Source organism: Nitrospirillum viridazoti CBAmc (assembly GCF_000730165.1).
Classification (GTDB): Bacteria; Pseudomonadota; Alphaproteobacteria; order Azospirillales; family Azospirillaceae; genus Nitrospirillum; species Nitrospirillum viridazoti.
The window spans coordinates 1,834,014-1,849,820 of the sequence record NZ_CP022110.1; the positions used below are offsets into that span (position 1 = coordinate 1,834,014).

Sequence of the window (15,807 nt, forward strand, 5' to 3'; positions counted from 1 at the left end):
GCCCGCAACCTTCTGGCCCGCGCGGCCGCAGCGGATCACCCGAGTTCCATTTTCGCCTGTTAGTCCCCCGCATCCACGGGGCCTCTGTGGACCTTTGTTGACCTCGAACAAACTGAAAAGGGCCGGTGTCGCGTGGCACCGGCCCTTCTTTTATCCAGATACTGACAGGTCTCAAAGCTAACGAGCCAGGACGCGGGCGGCTTCCTTCGTCCGCCCCACCGCCTCGCCCACCTGCTGATTGGCGGCCGAGATGCTGGAAAGGCTGCGGGTCACCGTTTCCACGGCACCGGCCGTCTTCTGCATGTTCGACGACATGTCGCGGGTGACGGCGCTCTGCTCCTCCACGGCGCTGGCGGTCGATGCCACGAACTCTCGCACCGTGCTGATGGATTGGCGGATGGCGTCCAGCGAGCCGACCACGTCACCGGACACGGCCTGCATGCCCTCGATCTCCTCCGAGATCTTCTGGGTGGCCTTCGCGGATTGGTTGGCCAGGTTCTTGACCTCCGTCGCCACCACGGCGAAGCCCTTGCCGGCGTCCCCCGCCCGCGCGGCCTCGATGGTCGCGTTCAACGCCAGCAAATTGATCTGTCCGGCGATGGTGCGGATGACGTCAACCACGCCTTCCATCGACTTGGCGACCGCAGCCAGGCGCTGGGTGGCCGCGTCGGCGCGCACCGCCAGTTCGGCGGTATTTTCCGTCGCCGACCGGGACTGGGTCATGCTCTGCGCGATTTCGCGGATGGAAGCGGCCAGTTCCTCCGCGCTTGACGCCATCATCTGGACCGCGCCGGACGTCTCGCCCGCGGCCTGAGCGGCGTCCTCGGACTGCTGGTTCGACTGCGTCACGGCATGATCGATCTCACCGAAGTTCCGATCGATGAGGATCTTCAGATCCGCCATCGTCTGGACATGGGCGGTGATGTCGGTGGCATACTTCACCACTTTGAAGGGCTTGCCGTTGAGGTCGAGAATGGGATTGTAGGATGCCTCGATCCAAACCTCCTTCCCGCCTTTGCCGAGGCGCTTGAATTGCGCCGCACGGAATTCACCCCGCTGCAGGTCCCGCCAAAAAGCGTGATAGGCGCCGCTGTCCCGCGTCTCCGCATCGACAAATAAGCTGTGGTGGCGGTCTCTTATCTCATCGAGCGCGTACCCCATGGTCCGGAGGAAATTCCCGTTGGCCGTAAGGATCGTCCCATCCATCGCGAACTCGATCACCGCCTGGGATTTGTTGATCGCCTCCACCTGGCCGCGCAGGTCCACATATTCCATCTTCTGCGCCGTCACATCGGTGGCGAACTTGACGACCTTGAAGGGTCGCCCCCTGCCGTCGCAGATCGGATTGTAGGACGCCTCGATCCAGACCTCCTTGCCGTTCTTGCCGATCCGTTTGAACTGCGCCGCCTGGAACTCCCCCCTTCGCAGGGAGTCCCAAAACTGCGCGTACTCGGCACTTTCCTTGAGCCTCGGCTCCATGAACAGACTGTGGTGACGACCTTTGATTTCATCCCAGGCATAGCCCATGACCTTCAGGAAATTGGCGTTGGCCGCCAGGATCGTGCCATCGAGGGCAAACTCGATGATGGCTTGAGACTTGTCCAAGGCTGCCAGCTTCCCAGCCATTTCACGGCTGTGACGCGTTTCGAACATTGGGCACCTCCATGTATTTATGGCTGATCTGGCGGGCGTCGACAGCGTATCGCTGTCGGAAATCTCCCTTGCCGATCCACACAATGTCGATTTAAAGCATTATTCGTTAATTTAGTGTTGACATGGCAAATTTTCCCACAATAAAAATGATATATACCGGTCAATTTTCAATGATGTTATGCTGCTTTGACTGCTCTAAATTCTCTTATATTTGTTGGCAACGCGACATTTTATCCTAACAATCCTGAGGATTTTTACTTGTCGCACGATGCCAAAGCTTGGCACCAAGCGCCAAATCCCTAGATCATTGGGTTAGGTTTGATCTCGCTCAATGGCCCCGCCACCTTGGAGATGGTACGAATCGACGCCGAGCACGAATATCGTGTGACCTGAGCGCGAGGACGACAGGACGTTGGCTGCAACACGCACGGACGCGGGAACAGCCCCCTTACCGCTGTCCAATCACTTGTCCTTCAACACGTCGAAGACGGACGAAGCGGTGGCGTTCGCCGAGAGCCGCCTTGCCGCCACCGTAGTGCGGGGGCCGGTCTCAATGCCGACCTGCGACGCCCGGGCGAACCACTGCCGCCTACCGGGAAGTGACCTCTGGTTTTGTTCTTATGGCTTCCCCGTCACACTGAGCTTCGGTGAAGGGACGTACATGAGGCTGCAAATCCCTTGGACGGGAAGCGGCCAGACAAGCACCGCTGGTCAGGATGTCGCCTTGGCCCCAACCATGGCCTGCGTCTCCTCCGCTGATGCGAAGATCGATTTTCATCAGGGATTCCAGCAATTCGCCTGGCGCGTGCCGGTTGCCATGTTGACCCGAAAACTCGCCGCCCTGACCGGCGAGGCCATAGATGGTCCGTTGAACTTCACAGCCGCGCTGGACCTCCAGACCCCAAACGGGCGCGCCTTGAGGGAGATCCTCTCAAACTTGGCCAACGCGGCGAACAACTTGCCCGGGCCCGCCGGTCGTCTGGTTCTGGCGGAGTTGGAGCAGGCGCTGACGACCTCATTGCTGGTCACCGGCACGCATAACTACCGGCCCATCCTCGACGGCCCTGTTCGTGGGATCGCGCCATGGCAAGTCCGGCGGGCGGAAGACTTCATTGAAGCCCACGCCGACGATCCCCTGACAGTCGAGGATATCGTCACGGCCACTGGAGCCAGCGCACGCAGCGTCTTTCGCGCTTTCGCCGAACACCGCGGTTATTCACCCATGGAGTTCCTGAAACGGACGCGACTGAAACGCGCGCGCCTGATGGCGGAGAGCGGACTGCCCGCGCTTACCGTGACGGAGATCGCCCTTTCCTGCGGTTACGGCGATCTAAGTCGTTTCAGCAAGGATTTCCTGGCGGCGTTCGGCGAAACGCCATCCACCGTTCTGCGTCGGCACCGGAGTGTATACTGAACTGGCGACGTGACGGCCCCAAGGCCGCCACGCCCAGCTGCGGGTTCAATCGTCGCGCTGCGTGCGCTCCATCCGCTCATGCCGCTCCTGGGCTTCCACCGACAGGGTGGCGATGGGGCGGGCCTCCAGACGGCGGACGCCGATGGGCTCCCCCGTCTCCTCGCAATAGCCGTATTCGCCCAGTTCGATTCGTTCGATGGCCTCATCGATCTTGCTGATCAGCTTGCGTTCCCGGTCCCGGGTGCGCAGTTCCAGGGACCGGTCGGTTTCCGCCGAGGCGCGGTCGGCGATGTCCGGTTCCTGGATGCCGCCATCCTGAAGATTGACCAGGGTTTCGGTGGACTCTTTCAAAAGCTCCGCGCGCCATTGCAGCAGCTTCTGACGGAAGTACTCCGTCATCACGGGGCTCATGTACGGCTCATCCTCGGACGGGCGGTAATCCGGGGGAAGTATCGGAGACGACATATGTTTTGGTCCGAATCCAGTGTGATCGAGACGGCGCGGAGTATAGGGAGACGCAACGCAACCCGCAATACTGCGCGCAGCGCCGGCATGCGATGTTTAAGTCACTGAAATGAATGGCAATTATGCCCACTCCCGCCCAAAGCGAGAAGGCGGCCGGCCATTCGGATTACAGGTATAAGCGTATAAGAATAGAACGGCTCTCCGTCCGCGGGCGCCCGCGCTGAGCCGCCCCCTCCCCCCGCGCCTTAGCGCGACGCCGATTCGAGCTTGGCCAGTTCCACCTGCGCGCGCAGGTCGATCTCATCCAGCACTTCCTGCAGGCGGGGGTCGGCCACCGTCTCGCGCCGGCTCTGCACCATGCGCACCAAATCCTGCAGCCGTTCACGCGGGAACGTGCCGGCCAGCAGGCCCAGCCGCAGTTCCTCCAGCTTATCCAACAGGTTTTCCGCGCGCTGGCGGGCCTTGCGCTTGGAGTTCAGCGCGTCGTCAACCTCCTGCAGGGCCAGCAGCGGCGTGATGGCCATCGCGGTCTGCGCGCCGGTCACGGACTTCACGCCCTCATCACCGTCACCTTCCGACACCTGGGTGCGGAAGCTGTCGCCGCCGGCCCGTTGCGTTTTGCGCGTCTGGCTGGAGGGAAGGGAGGAACCGGGACCTTGGATCTTCATATCGTGCCGCCACCGCAATCTGGGCCAGCCACCCGGAACACCCGGACCTTGTCACCCGTCCCCTCCCGGACAAGAACCAGAAAAGGGGGCGATTCCGCCGGTTTGGCGGGCCTGCAGCCTGTCTTATTGTTACCATCCGCAGGGAAGACGCGCATAGGGCAATTTTTGCCGGGGATATTCGGCCGCCTTTGGTCATAACCGTGGGCTGTCAGGCCTTGTTCCTGGGACGGCACAGTCGGCGGCACCTGGGAATCTGGCGGATTTGGGCGCATGCTGCGGTTGGCATGAAGTTCGCTAGGGGAGCGGCATCTGTTTCAGGGAGTATCCCCCCGTGTCCACGAACGCCCGCCTCCGTTCCACCACCGCCCTCGGCCGCGCCCTCAAGCGCGCCGTCGTCGTGCTGGCCGCCGTCCTGGCCCTGGGTGCCGCCCAGCCGGCCGGCGCGCAGTCGCGCCTGAAGGACATCGTGGATGTGGAGGGCGTGCGTGACAACGTCCTGGTGGGCTACGGCCTGGTCGTCGGCCTGAACGGCACCGGCGATACCATCAACAACGCGCCCTTCACGCAGCAGAGCCTGTACGGCATGCTGGAACGCCTGGGCGTGAACATCCGCGGCACCACGCTGACCACCAAGAACGTGGCAGCCGTCATGGTCACCGCCACCCTGCCCCCTTTCGCGGCGCAGGGGACGCGCATCGACGTGCAGGTGGGCACGCTGGGTGACGCCAAGAGCCTGCAGGGCGGCATCCTGGTGGGCACGCCCCTGCTGGCGCCCGACGGCGACGTCTACGCGGTGGCTCAGGGCCCCGTGGCCATTTCCGGCTTCACCGCGCAGGGTGCCGCCGCCAGCGTCACGCGCGGGGTCCCCACCGCCGGCCGCATCGCCGCCGGCGCCCTGGTGGAACGCACCGTGGACTTCCGGATGTCCGACATGCAGGCCCTGCACCTGGCCCTGCACAATCCCGACTTCACCACCGCCAAGCGCATCGCCGACGCCATCAACGCCGCCATCGGCATGGGCACGGCCATGGCCATGGACCCGTCCAACGTGACGGTGAACGTGCCGGCCGGCCGCAAGGCCGACCTGGTGGGCTTCATGCGCGACATCGAACAGCTGAAGGTAGCCCCCGACAACCCGGCCACCGTGGTCATCGACGAGGCCTCGGGCGTGATCGTGATGGGGGAGAACGTGCGCATCAACACGGTCGCCATCGCCCAGGGCAACCTGACCATCAAGATCACGGAGACGCCGCAGGTCTCCCAGCCCGGCCCCTTGAGTGGCGGCACCACCACCACCGTGCCCCGCACCAACATCCAGGTGGACGACGGACAGGGCAAGAAGCTGGCCATCCTGCCCTCCGGCGTGTCCCTGCAGGATCTGGTGCAGAGCCTGAACGCCCTGGGCGTCAGCCCCCGCGACATGATCTCCATCCTGCAGTCGATCAAGGCCGCCGGCGCCCTGCAGGCCGAACTGAAGGTGATGTGATGAGCGACGACATGAAGCTGTCGCCCCCCGGCTACGACGCCAAGGCCCTGATGGACGCAAAGGGGACGCCCAAGCCGCAGGCCGGCCCCGGGAACGGCATGAAGGACGACGCGGCCATCGAGAAGGCGGCCAAGGAGTTCGAGTCCGTCTTCATCAGCCAGATGCTGCAGCACATGTGGGAAGGCGTGAAGGTCGACGAGAACTTCGGCGGTGGCCATGCGGAGGTAATGTTCCGCGGCATGATGATCGAAGAGCAGGCCAAGGCCATCACCAAGGGCGGCGGCCTGGGCATCGCCGACGAGATCAAGAAGGAAATGATGCGCATGCAGGAGAAGGCGGCCGGCGCCGACCCGCTGCATCGTTCCCAGAACGCCGCTGCGGGCGCCGCGGCGCCCAAGAACGCCCCCAAGAACGCCTATGCCCAGGCGCAGGCCACGCTGGCCCAGCACATGCCGCTGGACGCCGCCGCCAGCCCCCCCATCGGTTCCGACGCCGCATCGGATGACACGCCATGACCCCCAACAACACCCCCTCCCTGCCCCCGCCCGCCCCGGCCATGGCCAGCCCGGCCGAAGCCCGCGCCCTGTCGCTGATCGCCGCCATGGAGCGGCTGATGGCGCTGTACCAGGAAGAGACGGCGCTGCTGAAAAAGCGCGACATCAAGGCCATGCTGGCCCTGGTGGAACGCAAGCACCTGCTGACCAAAAGCTATGAGGACGCGGTGCGCATCATCAGCCTGGACATGGTGGGCTTGCGCGCCCTCAATCCGGAACTGAAGGCACGCATGAAAAGCCTGGCCGAATTGTTCCACAAGGAATCCATGGAGAACGCGACCGCGCTGCGCGCCGCGGCCGCCGTGGCGCAATCGGTGGTCAACATCATGGTCAACACCATCAACAAGCAGCGCAACCAGGAACAGGGCTACGTCGCCAAGCATGGCGCCGCCCGTCCGGCGGGCTATCGCCGGGCCGGCATACCGCCCCTGGCCGTGAACCAGTGCCTCTGACCTAACCCGATCCGACACCTCCCGGCATTCGCCCACCCCGCCCTGGCCGCCGCGCCGGTGGCGGGCGCTGGCGCGTGGGAGCGCCCAAGGGGGGACGCCCAAGGGGGGACGCCCAAGGGGCGGCAGATTCTGCCCCCTGCGGCAAGAAGCTCCCATCCCAGCGGCCGTTTTTCCCGCCGCCCGGCTGTTCCAACCCTGAAAACCCTTGGGAAACCTGGGCTGGGCCATTTCGAACACCTGGCACGTCGATTGCTTTCCCAGGCGGCGGGGCGTCTTGCCCGCCATCCGGCGATGGACACGCCCAGGCCCGAGGAAGCGACACATGACCGGTTTCCAGTCCGTTCAAAGCCTGTTCCCCACCCAGGGGACCACCGCGTCCGGCCTCCTGGGCGGAACGGCGGCGGGCGGCGAGACGGCGGACCTGTTCACCCAGCTGCTAAGCGGCATGGTCGATGCCAATACCGTCAACAGCCAATCTGCGGGCCAGAGCGGCGCCTTTCTCACCGCCGGTCAGGGCGCGGGCGGCGCCACTGGCACGGCGATCCCCTCATCCTTCACGCCGTCCACCATTCCCTTCGCGCTAGGCAAGGGGGGCGTGCAGGCCAAGGGTGGCCCGGTCCCGGCAAGCGCCACCACGGGCACGGCTGTGACCGCCCTGATGACCGGCATCACCGCCAACACGCCGTCGGCCCTGCAGCCGGCCACCGGCTGGACGCAAACCCACTGGTCGGCCAAGACCGCCATGGCCGATGCGGCCGACGGCGCCACCGACGGGCAGACAGCCACCGCCACGCAGGACGGCGCCGCCACCGCCACGACGCTGGCGGCACTGGCCGCCGCCATGGGCGGGCAGCAGCAGCCTACCCCTCCCATTCCGGCCGCGCAGACCGCCGCCGGCCAGATGCCGTCGGACGCCGTCAAGGCGGATGCCGCCACGGCCACGAACGCGACGGCCGCCGGTCAAGCGGTCGCCGGTCAAACGGTCGCCCAGGCCGCTGCCGCCCAGACGGATGCGATCCAGGCCAACACCGCCAAAACCGATGCGGTCCAGATTGGCGCGTCCCAGACGGGCATGGCGCTTCCCGGCATGACGCCGGTGACCGAGCCCACCGCCGCCGACGCGGCGCTGGCGGCCCAGGCCATGCAGGCCAGCCCGGTCCCGTCCGCCAAGGGCAGCGCCGCCTCCGCGGCGGCGGCCAGCCTGGCCGTGGCCGACCAGAAGGCCGCGGCGCTGGCCGCCGGCACCCCGCCGGCCACCAGCCGCGCATCCACCGCCGCTCCGCTCGTCAACGCCGCCCCGACCCAGACCCAGGCGGTTCAGGCCCAGACTGTCCAAGCCCAGGCGACCAAGGCCCAGGCCAGCACCGTGGCCGATGCCGCCGCGTTGGCTGCCACGGCCGCCGCCGCCGCGACGGACGGCGCCACCAAGACGGGCAAGGCCGACGGCGTCGCCGCCTCGGGCTCTGGCCTCAAGACCGGCGCCCCCAAGGGCGCCAAGGGCGACACGGCGAAGCCGCAGGGCGCCACCGTGACCGCCACGACCCTATCCGATCAGAAGTTCGGGCCCGCCACCGCGGACCAAGCCCGGCAACAGACGGCCGGCAGCGCCACCGACGACAGTGGCAGCAACGGCGTCCTGGCGGCACCGGCCGACAACGGCATGATCTATGCCGACGCCCATGCCGCCGCGGCCCCCCTGGCCAAGGTGGGCGACGCGGCCACGCCGGCAGCCTCGGCGCCCATGGGGGCGCCCATGGCGGCGCTGGCCAACGCGGCCGCCAACGGCACCGCGGCCACCTCCACCGCCACCTCGGCCCAGGCCACCCTGCAGGCGCTGCTGCAACAGCAGCAGGCCGGGCGGACCAACACCGCCAGCAACGGCCTGCTGGCCACGACCGAGAACGGCCTGCTGCCCGCCGCCGCCGACGGCGCCAACGGCTCCGCCTCGGCCAGCGACGCGGCACTGAACGCCAGCGGCTTCATGGGCCTGGTCGACGGCCAGCACACCTTCCCCACCGGCTTTGCCGCCCAGATGGCCGGCACGGCCCAGGCGGCCCGCCCGGCGCAGTACCCGCCGGTGCTGCAACAGGTCACGATGGGCTTTCAGAAAGCCGCCAGCAACGGCATGGACAGCGTCACCATCCAGCTGACCCCGGACGACATGGGCAGCATCGACGTGAAGCTGGACTTCCACAAGGACGGCAAGGTGCGGGCCAGCGTGACGGCGGACAACGCCAAGACGCTGGACCTGCTGCAGCGCAACTCCGACGACCTGAAGAACGCCCTTCAGGATGCCGGCTTGCAGACCGACAACGACAGCCTGTCCTTCAACCTGAAGGACGACAGCCAGGCCCAGCAGCAGCAGGAGCGCCGCGGCGGGCAGAACGGCGCCCAGTTCTCCATGGACGACACGGCCGCCCCCGAGGAGGCCGCGTCAGAAGACACCATCATCCCATCGCTCGGCCGCGTCGACGTGCGGATCTGACGATAGATTTGAGGGAGTAACGATCATGACCGATGCCGTCAGCGGTTCCAGCAACACCAACAACGTCAACCCCAGCGGTTCGTCGGGCAGCAACACGCCGGCCAGCAACCCGCTGAGCGATCTGACGAACAACTACACGACGTTCCTGACGCTGCTGACCACGCAGCTGAAAAACCAGGATCCGACGTCGCCCATGGACACCAACCAGATGACCTCGCAGCTGGTGCAGATGAGCTCGGTCGAACAGCAGATCGAAGCCAACAACCAGCTGAAGTCCATCCAGTCGACGCTGGCCGGGGGCCAGTCCAGCCAGGCGCTGAACTACCTGGGCAAGTACGTCGAGATGGAAGGCGACAAGTTCCCGTTGCAGAACAGCACAGCGAACGTCTCCGTCACCTATGGCGGCACCGCCGCCTCCGCCACCATGTCGGTCTATGACAGCACCGGCGCCCTGGTCAGCAGCACCGACGTGTCCGGCGCCGCCGGCACCCACAACTATTCCTGGGACGGCAAGGACAGCTCCGGCAAGGTCCTGCCCGACGGCACCTACAGCGTGAAGGTCACCGCCACCGACAGCAGCGGCAAGGCGGTGAACACCACCGTGAAGGTGGCGGGCAAGGTGACCGGTGTCGACATGTCCGGCACCACCCCCACCCTGCAGATGGGCGACATGACCGTGAACATGAGCGATGTCACTACCGTGCTCGCCGGCGCGTAAGCACGGGAGGCAACCTGCCTGAAAGTGATAGGGGCGTTCAGTTCTTCTTAACGCCCCCGCCCTTATGGTGCTGCAGGCCCTGGTGGAGTCCAGGGCGCACAGGCACCGTATGAGGTAAGGCATGTCGGCACAGGAAGCCGGACGCGGCCCCCGCGCGCTGTTGAACGGGGGGATCGGTCGCACTACGGCCAAGGCCACCGCGCAGGGCAGAGGCCTGACCCTGGATGATCTTCCGCCGCCCGACACCAAGCGATGGGTGATGCGGCGCAAGGCGCAGGTGGTGGATGGGGTCCGCAGCGGCCTGCTGACCATGCAGGAGGCCTGCGCGCGTTATACCTTGTCGGAGGAAGAGTTCCTGTCGTGGCAGCGGCTGATCGACGCCCACGGCCCCCGGGCCCTGCGCACCACCCGCCTGCAGGATTACCGCCGCGGCATGGACGGCGCCGACGACCAGGACCCCCTGGCGGCTGCGGGCTGAGCGCCCTCCCCGAAGGCGCCCCTCCCGGGCGCCCATCGGCTGGCTGGGTCAGTTCGGCTTCAGGCTGTCGGCGATCATATGCAGGCCCTCGCCGCGCAGGGTCTGTTGGCGCTGGATCAGGCGGCGCGCCGCCAGCGCTTGTTCCACGACCTCCCCCCCGACGATGGCGCCATCGGCCGTCAGCGCCACGGCGACGCGGGTAAGCTCGCTGCCTTCGCTCTTGGGGTCGTGACGGTTCAACGGATGCTCGCTGGCCAGCTCCGTGGTCAGCCATTCCAGCAATACTTCCCGCCCCTCCGGCAGTCGGTCATCGGCCAGCAGCCGGGCCAGCAGGCCCATGGGCGTGGGCACCTTGCTTTCAGCCTCGGCCTTCGCCGCCACGGCCGCCGGGTCGCGCAACAGGTCGATCAGCGCGATCAGGAAATCGGACAGGCAGCGCTGGTTGCCGAACAGGTCCTGGATGACGTCGGAAAAACGCAGGAGGTCGGCGGCAATGCCGCCCAGCATTTCCTGCAATCGCCAGGGCGTTTCCGGCGTGGCCAGCCGCATCACCTCCTCCAGCTTGCCGCCCAGGGTGCGGATGCCCGACAGGCGCACAGTCAGCAGGCTATAAAAGGCATGGTCGTGGCCTTCCGGTCCCACCAGCCGTTCCACCGCGGTGCTGAGCTCCGCCGCGCCGCCGTTCAGGGGCACGGACCATTTGCGGCTGTTCGCCTGGAAGTCGCGGGCCTTCTGGGCGACGACGTCGACATAGCGGTCCAGGTCGGCGATACGGGCGCGGGTATTCTGGCCCGTCACCTTGGACTGTACCGTGGCCGCCTTGTGCAGGGCCGCCTGCAGCATGGCGCCGGTGTCCTGCAACCGGCGGAGGTGGGTGGCCCCGTGCAGCAGCTCTGTCGGGGTGATCTGCTGGCGCGTCAGGTAATCCCTCAAGATCAGCGCGATGGCGCGGCGCGACTGACGGCCGTACAGGTCCTCCGGCGCGGAGCAGAGCGGCGTGCCATCCGGCGCCTCGCGCAGCACGCTGGGCTTCACCACCTCGGGCGCGGTCTTCTCGAACACCAGGGTGCCGGTGGGAAAGGCGTTCATGACCGTGCGCACGGCCATGACGCGCACGGCCTTCAGCTTGCCCTGGGCCAGCCGGCGGTTGGCCTCGGTCACCGCCATTTCCTCGGTGTCGCCAATGAAAAGGATGGTCCAGCGGCCCTCTTCCAGGCCCAGCAGCTCAAACTTGCAGCTGCGGAATTTCAATCCCATGTCCCAGCCCTGCGTCCCCAGCCTCGCGACCCGGCGGCCCGGATTCGACTTTCAATGACACTATAGGCGATCACCCCCGCCCTCAGAAGAAAATAGAAAAGCCACCGCCTTCCGGATATTCCCAACAAAAAAGGGAAGCGGATGACCACTTCCCTTTTTACGACGGGCAATCAACCCCAATAACCGGGCCGCAAGAACTGGCCACCGCCGGGTCAGTCGAACGGGTTGTCGCTGCCCTTGCGCAGCAGGAAGCGTAGGGGAACGGCCGGCAGCTTGAACGTCTCGCGCAGGCCATTGATCAGGTAGCGCGTGTAATGTTCCGGAATTTCCACCGGGCGGCTGCTGAACAGGGCGAAGGTCGGCGGGCGGGCCTTCACCTGGGTCATGTAGCGGATCTTCAGGCGGCGGCCATCCACCAAGGGCGGCGGGTGCGATTCGAGCATGCCCTGCAGCCAACGGTTCAGCTGGGCCGTGGGGATGCGGCGGTTCCACAGGCGGTAGACCTCGAACGCCGCGTCCAGCAGGACGTCCAGCTTCTGCTGCTTCAGGGCGGAGATGGTGATGGTGGGAATGCCCCGCACCTGCGGCAGCGACGTCTCCAGCCGGTCGCTCAGCTGCTGCAGGGCCTCGGCGCGGTTGGCCACGGCGTCCCACTTGTTGACGGCGATGACCAGGCCGCGGCCTTCCTCGATCACCTGGCGGGCGATGGTCAGGTCCTGCTTGTCCAGGATGGCGTCGGCATCCAGCACCAGCACCACCACGTGGGCCATGCGCACGACCCGCAGGGTGTCGGCCACTGCCAGCTTTTCCAGCTTGTCTTCCACGCGGGCGCGGCGGCGCAGGCCGGCGGTATCGACCAGCTTCACCGGGCGATCACGCCAGGTCCACTCCGCAGCGATGGCGTCGCGGGTCATGCCGGCCTCGGGGCCGGTCAGCACGCGCTCCTCGCCCAACAGGCTGTTCAGCAGGGTGGACTTGCCCACGTTGGGCCGGCCGACGATGGCCAGTTGCAGGGGCTTGGCGTTGTCCCGGGCCTCGGCCGCCTCGTCGTCCAGGGGGCCTTCGGCCTCCTCCACCTCTTCCTCCGGCGCGTCGGGAGGCAGGTAGGGGGTCAGGGCGTCCACCAGGTCGGCCATGCCCTCGCCATGCTCGGCGGACAGGGGGACCGGATCGCCCAGCCCCAGCTCATAGCATTCCATGAGCCCGGGCTTGCCGGCGTTGCCCTCGCACTTGTTGGCCACCAGGATGATGGGTGTCTTGCCCTTGCGCAGCCAGGCGGCGAAGTGGCGGTCCAGCGGCGTGATGCCGGCCCGGGCGTCGACGATGAACAGGCCGACGTCGGCCCGTTCAATCGCGCGTTCCGTCTGGCGGCGCATGCGCGCCTCCAGGCTGTCGTCGAACGCCTCTTCCAAGCCGGCGGTGTCCACCACCGTCAGCTCGATGCCGGCCAGGTAGCCGTCGGCGGATCGCCAGTCCCGGGTGACGCCCGGGGTATCGTCGACAATGGCCAGCTTCTTACCGGCAAGTCGATTGAACAGAGTCGACTTGCCGACATTGGGCCGGCCGATGATAGCGACCGTCAAGCGGCGGGGACTCGCCATAACTAAAACGCCTTATCGATACGCGAAGAGATCGCCGTCGTCCGTCAGCACAAACAGGGTGTTGTTGACCACAATGGGGGCAACGCTGATCGGGTCGTCGAACTCCATCTTGTTGAGGATGTCGCCGTTGGTGGGCGACGCTTCCACAACCTGCCCCAGGCTGTTGGCCATAATCAAGCGTCCACCGGCTGCAATAGGACCAACCCAGTTAATCGGATCCTTGCGCTTCTCCGGATTCTCCCAGCGTTCCAGCTGCTTGATCCAGCGGACACGGCCGGTGTCGCGCGTCAGCGCGACCAGCTGGGCCTCGTTGTTCACGACGAACACCCAGTCGCCGACCACGGCCGGCTGGTTCTGGCCGCCCACGTCCTGTTCCCAGACGTGCTGGCCGGTGCGCTGGTCGATGGCAACCATGCGGCCGGAATAGCTGATGGCATAGACAAGCCCGCGATCCACCACGGGCAAGCCCTTGATGTCCGCCAGGTTGGCCAGGTTGGCGCCCCGGCGCGAGGACGCCAGGTTGTCGCTCCACGCCGGATGGCCGTTGTCGACACGTAGGGCGTACAGCTCACCCGAGGAATAGGGGATGATGGTGATGTCGTTCTCGACCGCGGCGCTGGCGCCGCCCAGCAGGGCCGCCGGCTCCGGGAAACCGGCGTGCGTCCACTGCAGCACGCGGTTGTTGGACGCCAGGACGATGCACTGGTTGTCGATGGTCACGACGAACACGCGGCCGCCGGCGACCGTGGGGCCGGAACGGATGGGAGCGGCGATACGCTGCCGCCAGGTGACCTTGCCGTCCTTGGGATCAACCTTGATGGCCTCACCGTAACCGGTGGTGACGAACACCGCGCCGTCGCCAACCGCGACACCGCCGCCCATGGCGGAACCTTCCTGGTCCGGCCGCTTCATCTCGCTGTCCCAGATCTTCTTGCCGGTGGCCTCGTCGAAGGCGTGCAGCACGAAGTCGGTGTCCAGCAGATAGACCTTGCCCTCGGAAACGACCGGGCCGTCCAGCAGCCGGTTATCGCTGGAGGACCCCTCGATGCTGACCTTCCAGGCCTCTTTCAGGGTCTTGGGCAGCGTGACGTGACCCGGATTGTGGGCCGCGTTGCCGCCAGGCTGGGCCCAGTCGGTGTTGGTCACCGCGTCCGGCAGGGTCACCTGCTTGGACTGGGCCTGGCTGTCCGGCTCGATCTGCTGATCCAGCTGCAGCACCGAGATGCGGTTGCCCGCCAGCTTTTCCTTCGGTTTGTTGTCATCGCCGAAACCCAGCCAGTCGAACATGCTGCACCCGGTCATCAGCATGCAGGCCACCAGCGCGGTGCTGAGGCCGACGGCGCGGCGGACCCGCATGGGGCGGGCGGACGACGGCCGGGCGGCGGGGGCACGGGCGAAGGCCTCGGTGGAGGGCAGGCCGGTGACGGCGTTCTTGTTGGTCATTTCTGCTCGGCGTAGAGGGCGACGAGATCGGCGGCGCGGGCGCGGACGCCCTGGGGTGCGGCCGGATCGACAGACAGGGACTGGAAAATCTCCCTGGCCTTGGCCAGGTCGTTGGCACGCAGATACAGCAGGCCCGACAGTTCCTGCGCGGTATAGCGCCACGGCCCCTTGGTCAGGCCCGCGATACGGGACTGCAGCTGCGCGGGGTTGCCGGTGTCCACCTGCTGCATCACGGCCAGGATCTGCGCCAGGTCGCGGAACAGCGGATCGTTGTCGGCGCTGCCGGCGATTTGGTCATAGAGGGCGATGGCGCCGGCGGCGTCGCCGCTGGCAGCCTTCAGCCCGGCCTCCTGCAGGCGGGCCAACGTAGCCGGCGCGCCACCCAGCTTGGGCGTAACTGCCGCCAGGGCGGCCAGCGCGTCTTTGGCGTTGCCGCTCTCAATCGCGGGCGACACCTTTTCCGTGGCGGATATCAGGGCGCTGGTGCGCTCGATCGCCTGGCGGGTGCGGTACTGGTCCCAGGCCACGTAGGCGGCTGTGCCCGCCAGGATGGCCACGGCCCCCACCAGCAGGTAAGGCCCCACCTGGCGCCACAGTTTTTCCAGTCGTTCACGGCGAAGGTCGTCATCGACCTCGCGAAAAATATCGCTCATCAGCTCACTCTTCGACACCGAGGCCGGCACCATAACAGCAATCCGCGCCGATACCAGAGGGGCGCGTGACGGTCAAGGAAAGTCCGGATCGAATGTCCCCCAATCCCCCCTGCCCGCCATCCCCTGAAGCCCAGCGGCGGCGCCCCGCCAATTGCGGCCGGGCGGGCAGCATAGATTAAATCAGTCGCCCTTGGCACGGGCGGAGAGGGCATTTCCTATCGGTCCGTTGTTTTTGCTTCGCGAAATAATCCGACCTTGTGGATAAGTCTGTGGAGCGACACACGGAAAAACGTCCCTCCCCTGTCCAAAAGAGAAAGGCCGGCCGCGACGACGCCCCAGGAATAGTGGCGGGTGCCTTGAAACAGCCACGGGTAGTGCGCCGGCGGCCGGCCCGATTCCCTGCCCGAAAGGTGGATAAGCCCTGTCCAAGGGAGTAGGCGCAGCAAAGACTGGCGATCCCCGCCGCGTCGCGGTAATGAG

General features: G+C 66.4%; 14 protein-coding genes. 7 read left to right on the plus strand and 7 right to left on the minus strand.

All coding sequences use genetic code 11. The annotated features are described in order from the left end of the window. Window positions 1–177: 177 nt before the first annotated feature. A complete protein-coding gene (locus Y958_RS08430; protein ID WP_088871648.1) occupies window positions 178–1,653 on the minus strand; it encodes a methyl-accepting chemotaxis protein in 1,476 nt (491 codons plus the stop codon). A 553-nt stretch (window positions 1,654–2,206) separates the two neighbouring features. Between Y958_RS08430 and Y958_RS08435 the strand changes: the two genes are divergently transcribed. Further along, the gene (locus tag Y958_RS08435; RefSeq protein ID WP_244909427.1) at window positions 2,207–3,067 is read left to right on the plus strand and encodes an AraC family transcriptional regulator; all 861 of its coding nucleotides are present in this window, start codon (window positions 2,207–2,209) and stop codon (window positions 3,065–3,067) included. A 45-nt stretch (window positions 3,068–3,112) separates the two neighbouring features. Here the strand turns inward: Y958_RS08435 and dksA are convergent, their stop codons facing one another. Both dksA and Y958_RS08445 read right to left on the minus strand, forming a co-directional pair. After that, window positions 3,113–3,532 (minus strand): RNA polymerase-binding protein DksA, encoded by a 420-nt coding sequence (gene dksA / locus Y958_RS08440; protein ID WP_004272667.1) that lies wholly within the window; start codon window positions 3,530–3,532, stop codon window positions 3,113–3,115. 245 nt (window positions 3,533–3,777) lie between these two features. Further along, window positions 3,778–4,200, minus strand: a complete 423-nt coding sequence (locus tag Y958_RS08445; protein ID WP_004272668.1) for a flagellar assembly protein FliX — start codon at window positions 4,198–4,200, stop codon at window positions 3,778–3,780. A gap of 331 nt (window positions 4,201–4,531) precedes the next feature. On the opposite strand from Y958_RS08445, the gene Y958_RS08450 reads away from it, so the two are divergent. The 6 genes from Y958_RS08450 (at window position 4,532) to sciP (ending at window position 10,373) form a co-directional block, all read left to right on the plus strand. Continuing rightward, the gene (locus Y958_RS08450; RefSeq protein WP_088871650.1) at window positions 4,532–5,686 is read left to right on the plus strand and encodes a flagellar basal body P-ring protein FlgI; all 1,155 of its coding nucleotides are present in this window, start codon (window positions 4,532–4,534) and stop codon (window positions 5,684–5,686) included. Continuing rightward, complete coding sequence (locus tag Y958_RS08455) at window positions 5,686–6,201, plus strand: rod-binding protein (protein WP_088871651.1); 516 nt, start codon at window positions 5,686–5,688, stop codon at window positions 6,199–6,201. Before Y958_RS08450 ends, Y958_RS08455 begins: the two co-directional genes overlap by 1 nt. Continuing rightward, window positions 6,198–6,692 carry a hypothetical protein gene (locus tag Y958_RS08460; protein WP_088871652.1) on the plus strand — a complete coding sequence of 165 codons (495 nt, stop codon included), beginning with the start codon at window positions 6,198–6,200 and terminating at the stop codon, window positions 6,690–6,692. The genes Y958_RS08455 and Y958_RS08460 overlap by 4 nt, the downstream gene beginning before the upstream one ends. Before the next feature lie 322 nt (window positions 6,693–7,014). Then, window positions 7,015–9,177, plus strand: coding sequence for a flagellar hook-length control protein FliK (locus Y958_RS08465; RefSeq protein ID WP_088871653.1), 2,163 nt, complete (start codon window positions 7,015–7,017; stop codon window positions 9,175–9,177). A gap of 25 nt (window positions 9,178–9,202) precedes the next feature. Beyond that, window positions 9,203–9,895, plus strand: coding sequence for a flagellar hook capping FlgD N-terminal domain-containing protein (locus Y958_RS08470; RefSeq protein ID WP_088871654.1), 693 nt, complete (start codon window positions 9,203–9,205; stop codon window positions 9,893–9,895). A gap of 121 nt (window positions 9,896–10,016) precedes the next feature. Next, window positions 10,017–10,373 (plus strand): CtrA inhibitor SciP, encoded by a 357-nt coding sequence (gene sciP / locus Y958_RS08475; RefSeq protein WP_081486547.1) that lies wholly within the window; start codon window positions 10,017–10,019, stop codon window positions 10,371–10,373. A gap of 48 nt (window positions 10,374–10,421) precedes the next feature. Here sciP and Y958_RS08480 read toward each other — a convergent pair whose 3' ends face one another. From Y958_RS08480 to Y958_RS08495, 4 genes are all read right to left on the minus strand, one after another. Then, window positions 10,422–11,630: a hypothetical protein gene (locus tag Y958_RS08480; RefSeq protein WP_145727704.1), complete on the minus strand. Its 1,209-nt coding sequence runs from the start codon at window positions 11,628–11,630 to the stop codon at window positions 10,422–10,424. A gap of 212 nt (window positions 11,631–11,842) precedes the next feature. Further along, the gene (gene der / locus Y958_RS08485; protein ID WP_088871656.1) at window positions 11,843–13,231 is read right to left on the minus strand and encodes a ribosome biogenesis GTPase Der; all 1,389 of its coding nucleotides are present in this window, start codon (window positions 13,229–13,231) and stop codon (window positions 11,843–11,845) included. A 12-nt stretch (window positions 13,232–13,243) separates the two neighbouring features. Further along, window positions 13,244–14,674: an outer membrane protein assembly factor BamB family protein gene (locus Y958_RS08490; protein ID WP_244909236.1), complete on the minus strand. Its 1,431-nt coding sequence runs from the start codon at window positions 14,672–14,674 to the stop codon at window positions 13,244–13,246. Beyond that, window positions 14,671–15,327 (minus strand): tetratricopeptide repeat protein, encoded by a 657-nt coding sequence (locus Y958_RS08495; protein ID WP_186291125.1) that lies wholly within the window; start codon window positions 15,325–15,327, stop codon window positions 14,671–14,673. The genes Y958_RS08490 and Y958_RS08495 overlap by 4 nt, the downstream gene beginning before the upstream one ends. Between the last annotated feature and the right edge of the window lie 480 nt (window positions 15,328–15,807).

Coding starts and splice junctions, on each gene's coding strand:
- Y958_RS08495 (WP_186291125.1), bottom strand. CDS start 15,327: ATGAGCGATATTTTTCGCGAGGTCGATGACGACCTTCGCCGTGAACGA.
- Y958_RS08460 (WP_088871652.1), top strand. CDS start 6,198: ATGACCCCCAACAACACCCCCTCCCTGCCCCCGCCCGCCCCGGCCATG.
- der (WP_088871656.1), bottom strand. CDS start 13,231: ATGGCGAGTCCCCGCCGCTTGACGGTCGCTATCATCGGCCGGCCCAAT.
- Y958_RS08430 (WP_088871648.1), bottom strand. CDS start 1,653: ATGTTCGAAACGCGTCACAGCCGTGAAATGGCTGGGAAGCTGGCAGCC.
- Y958_RS08490 (WP_244909236.1), bottom strand. CDS start 14,674: ATGACCAACAAGAACGCCGTCACCGGCCTGCCCTCCACCGAGGCCTTC.
- Y958_RS08435 (WP_244909427.1), top strand. CDS start 2,207: ATGCCGACCTGCGACGCCCGGGCGAACCACTGCCGCCTACCGGGAAGT.
- Y958_RS08465 (WP_088871653.1), top strand. CDS start 7,015: ATGACCGGTTTCCAGTCCGTTCAAAGCCTGTTCCCCACCCAGGGGACC.
- Y958_RS08445 (WP_004272668.1), bottom strand. CDS start 4,200: ATGAAGATCCAAGGTCCCGGTTCCTCCCTTCCCTCCAGCCAGACGCGC.
- Y958_RS08470 (WP_088871654.1), top strand. CDS start 9,203: ATGACCGATGCCGTCAGCGGTTCCAGCAACACCAACAACGTCAACCCC.
- Y958_RS08480 (WP_145727704.1), bottom strand. CDS start 11,630: ATGGGATTGAAATTCCGCAGCTGCAAGTTTGAGCTGCTGGGCCTGGAA.
- sciP (WP_081486547.1), top strand. CDS start 10,017: ATGTCGGCACAGGAAGCCGGACGCGGCCCCCGCGCGCTGTTGAACGGG.
- Y958_RS08455 (WP_088871651.1), top strand. CDS start 5,686: ATGAGCGACGACATGAAGCTGTCGCCCCCCGGCTACGACGCCAAGGCC.
- dksA (WP_004272667.1), bottom strand. CDS start 3,532: ATGTCGTCTCCGATACTTCCCCCGGATTACCGCCCGTCCGAGGATGAG.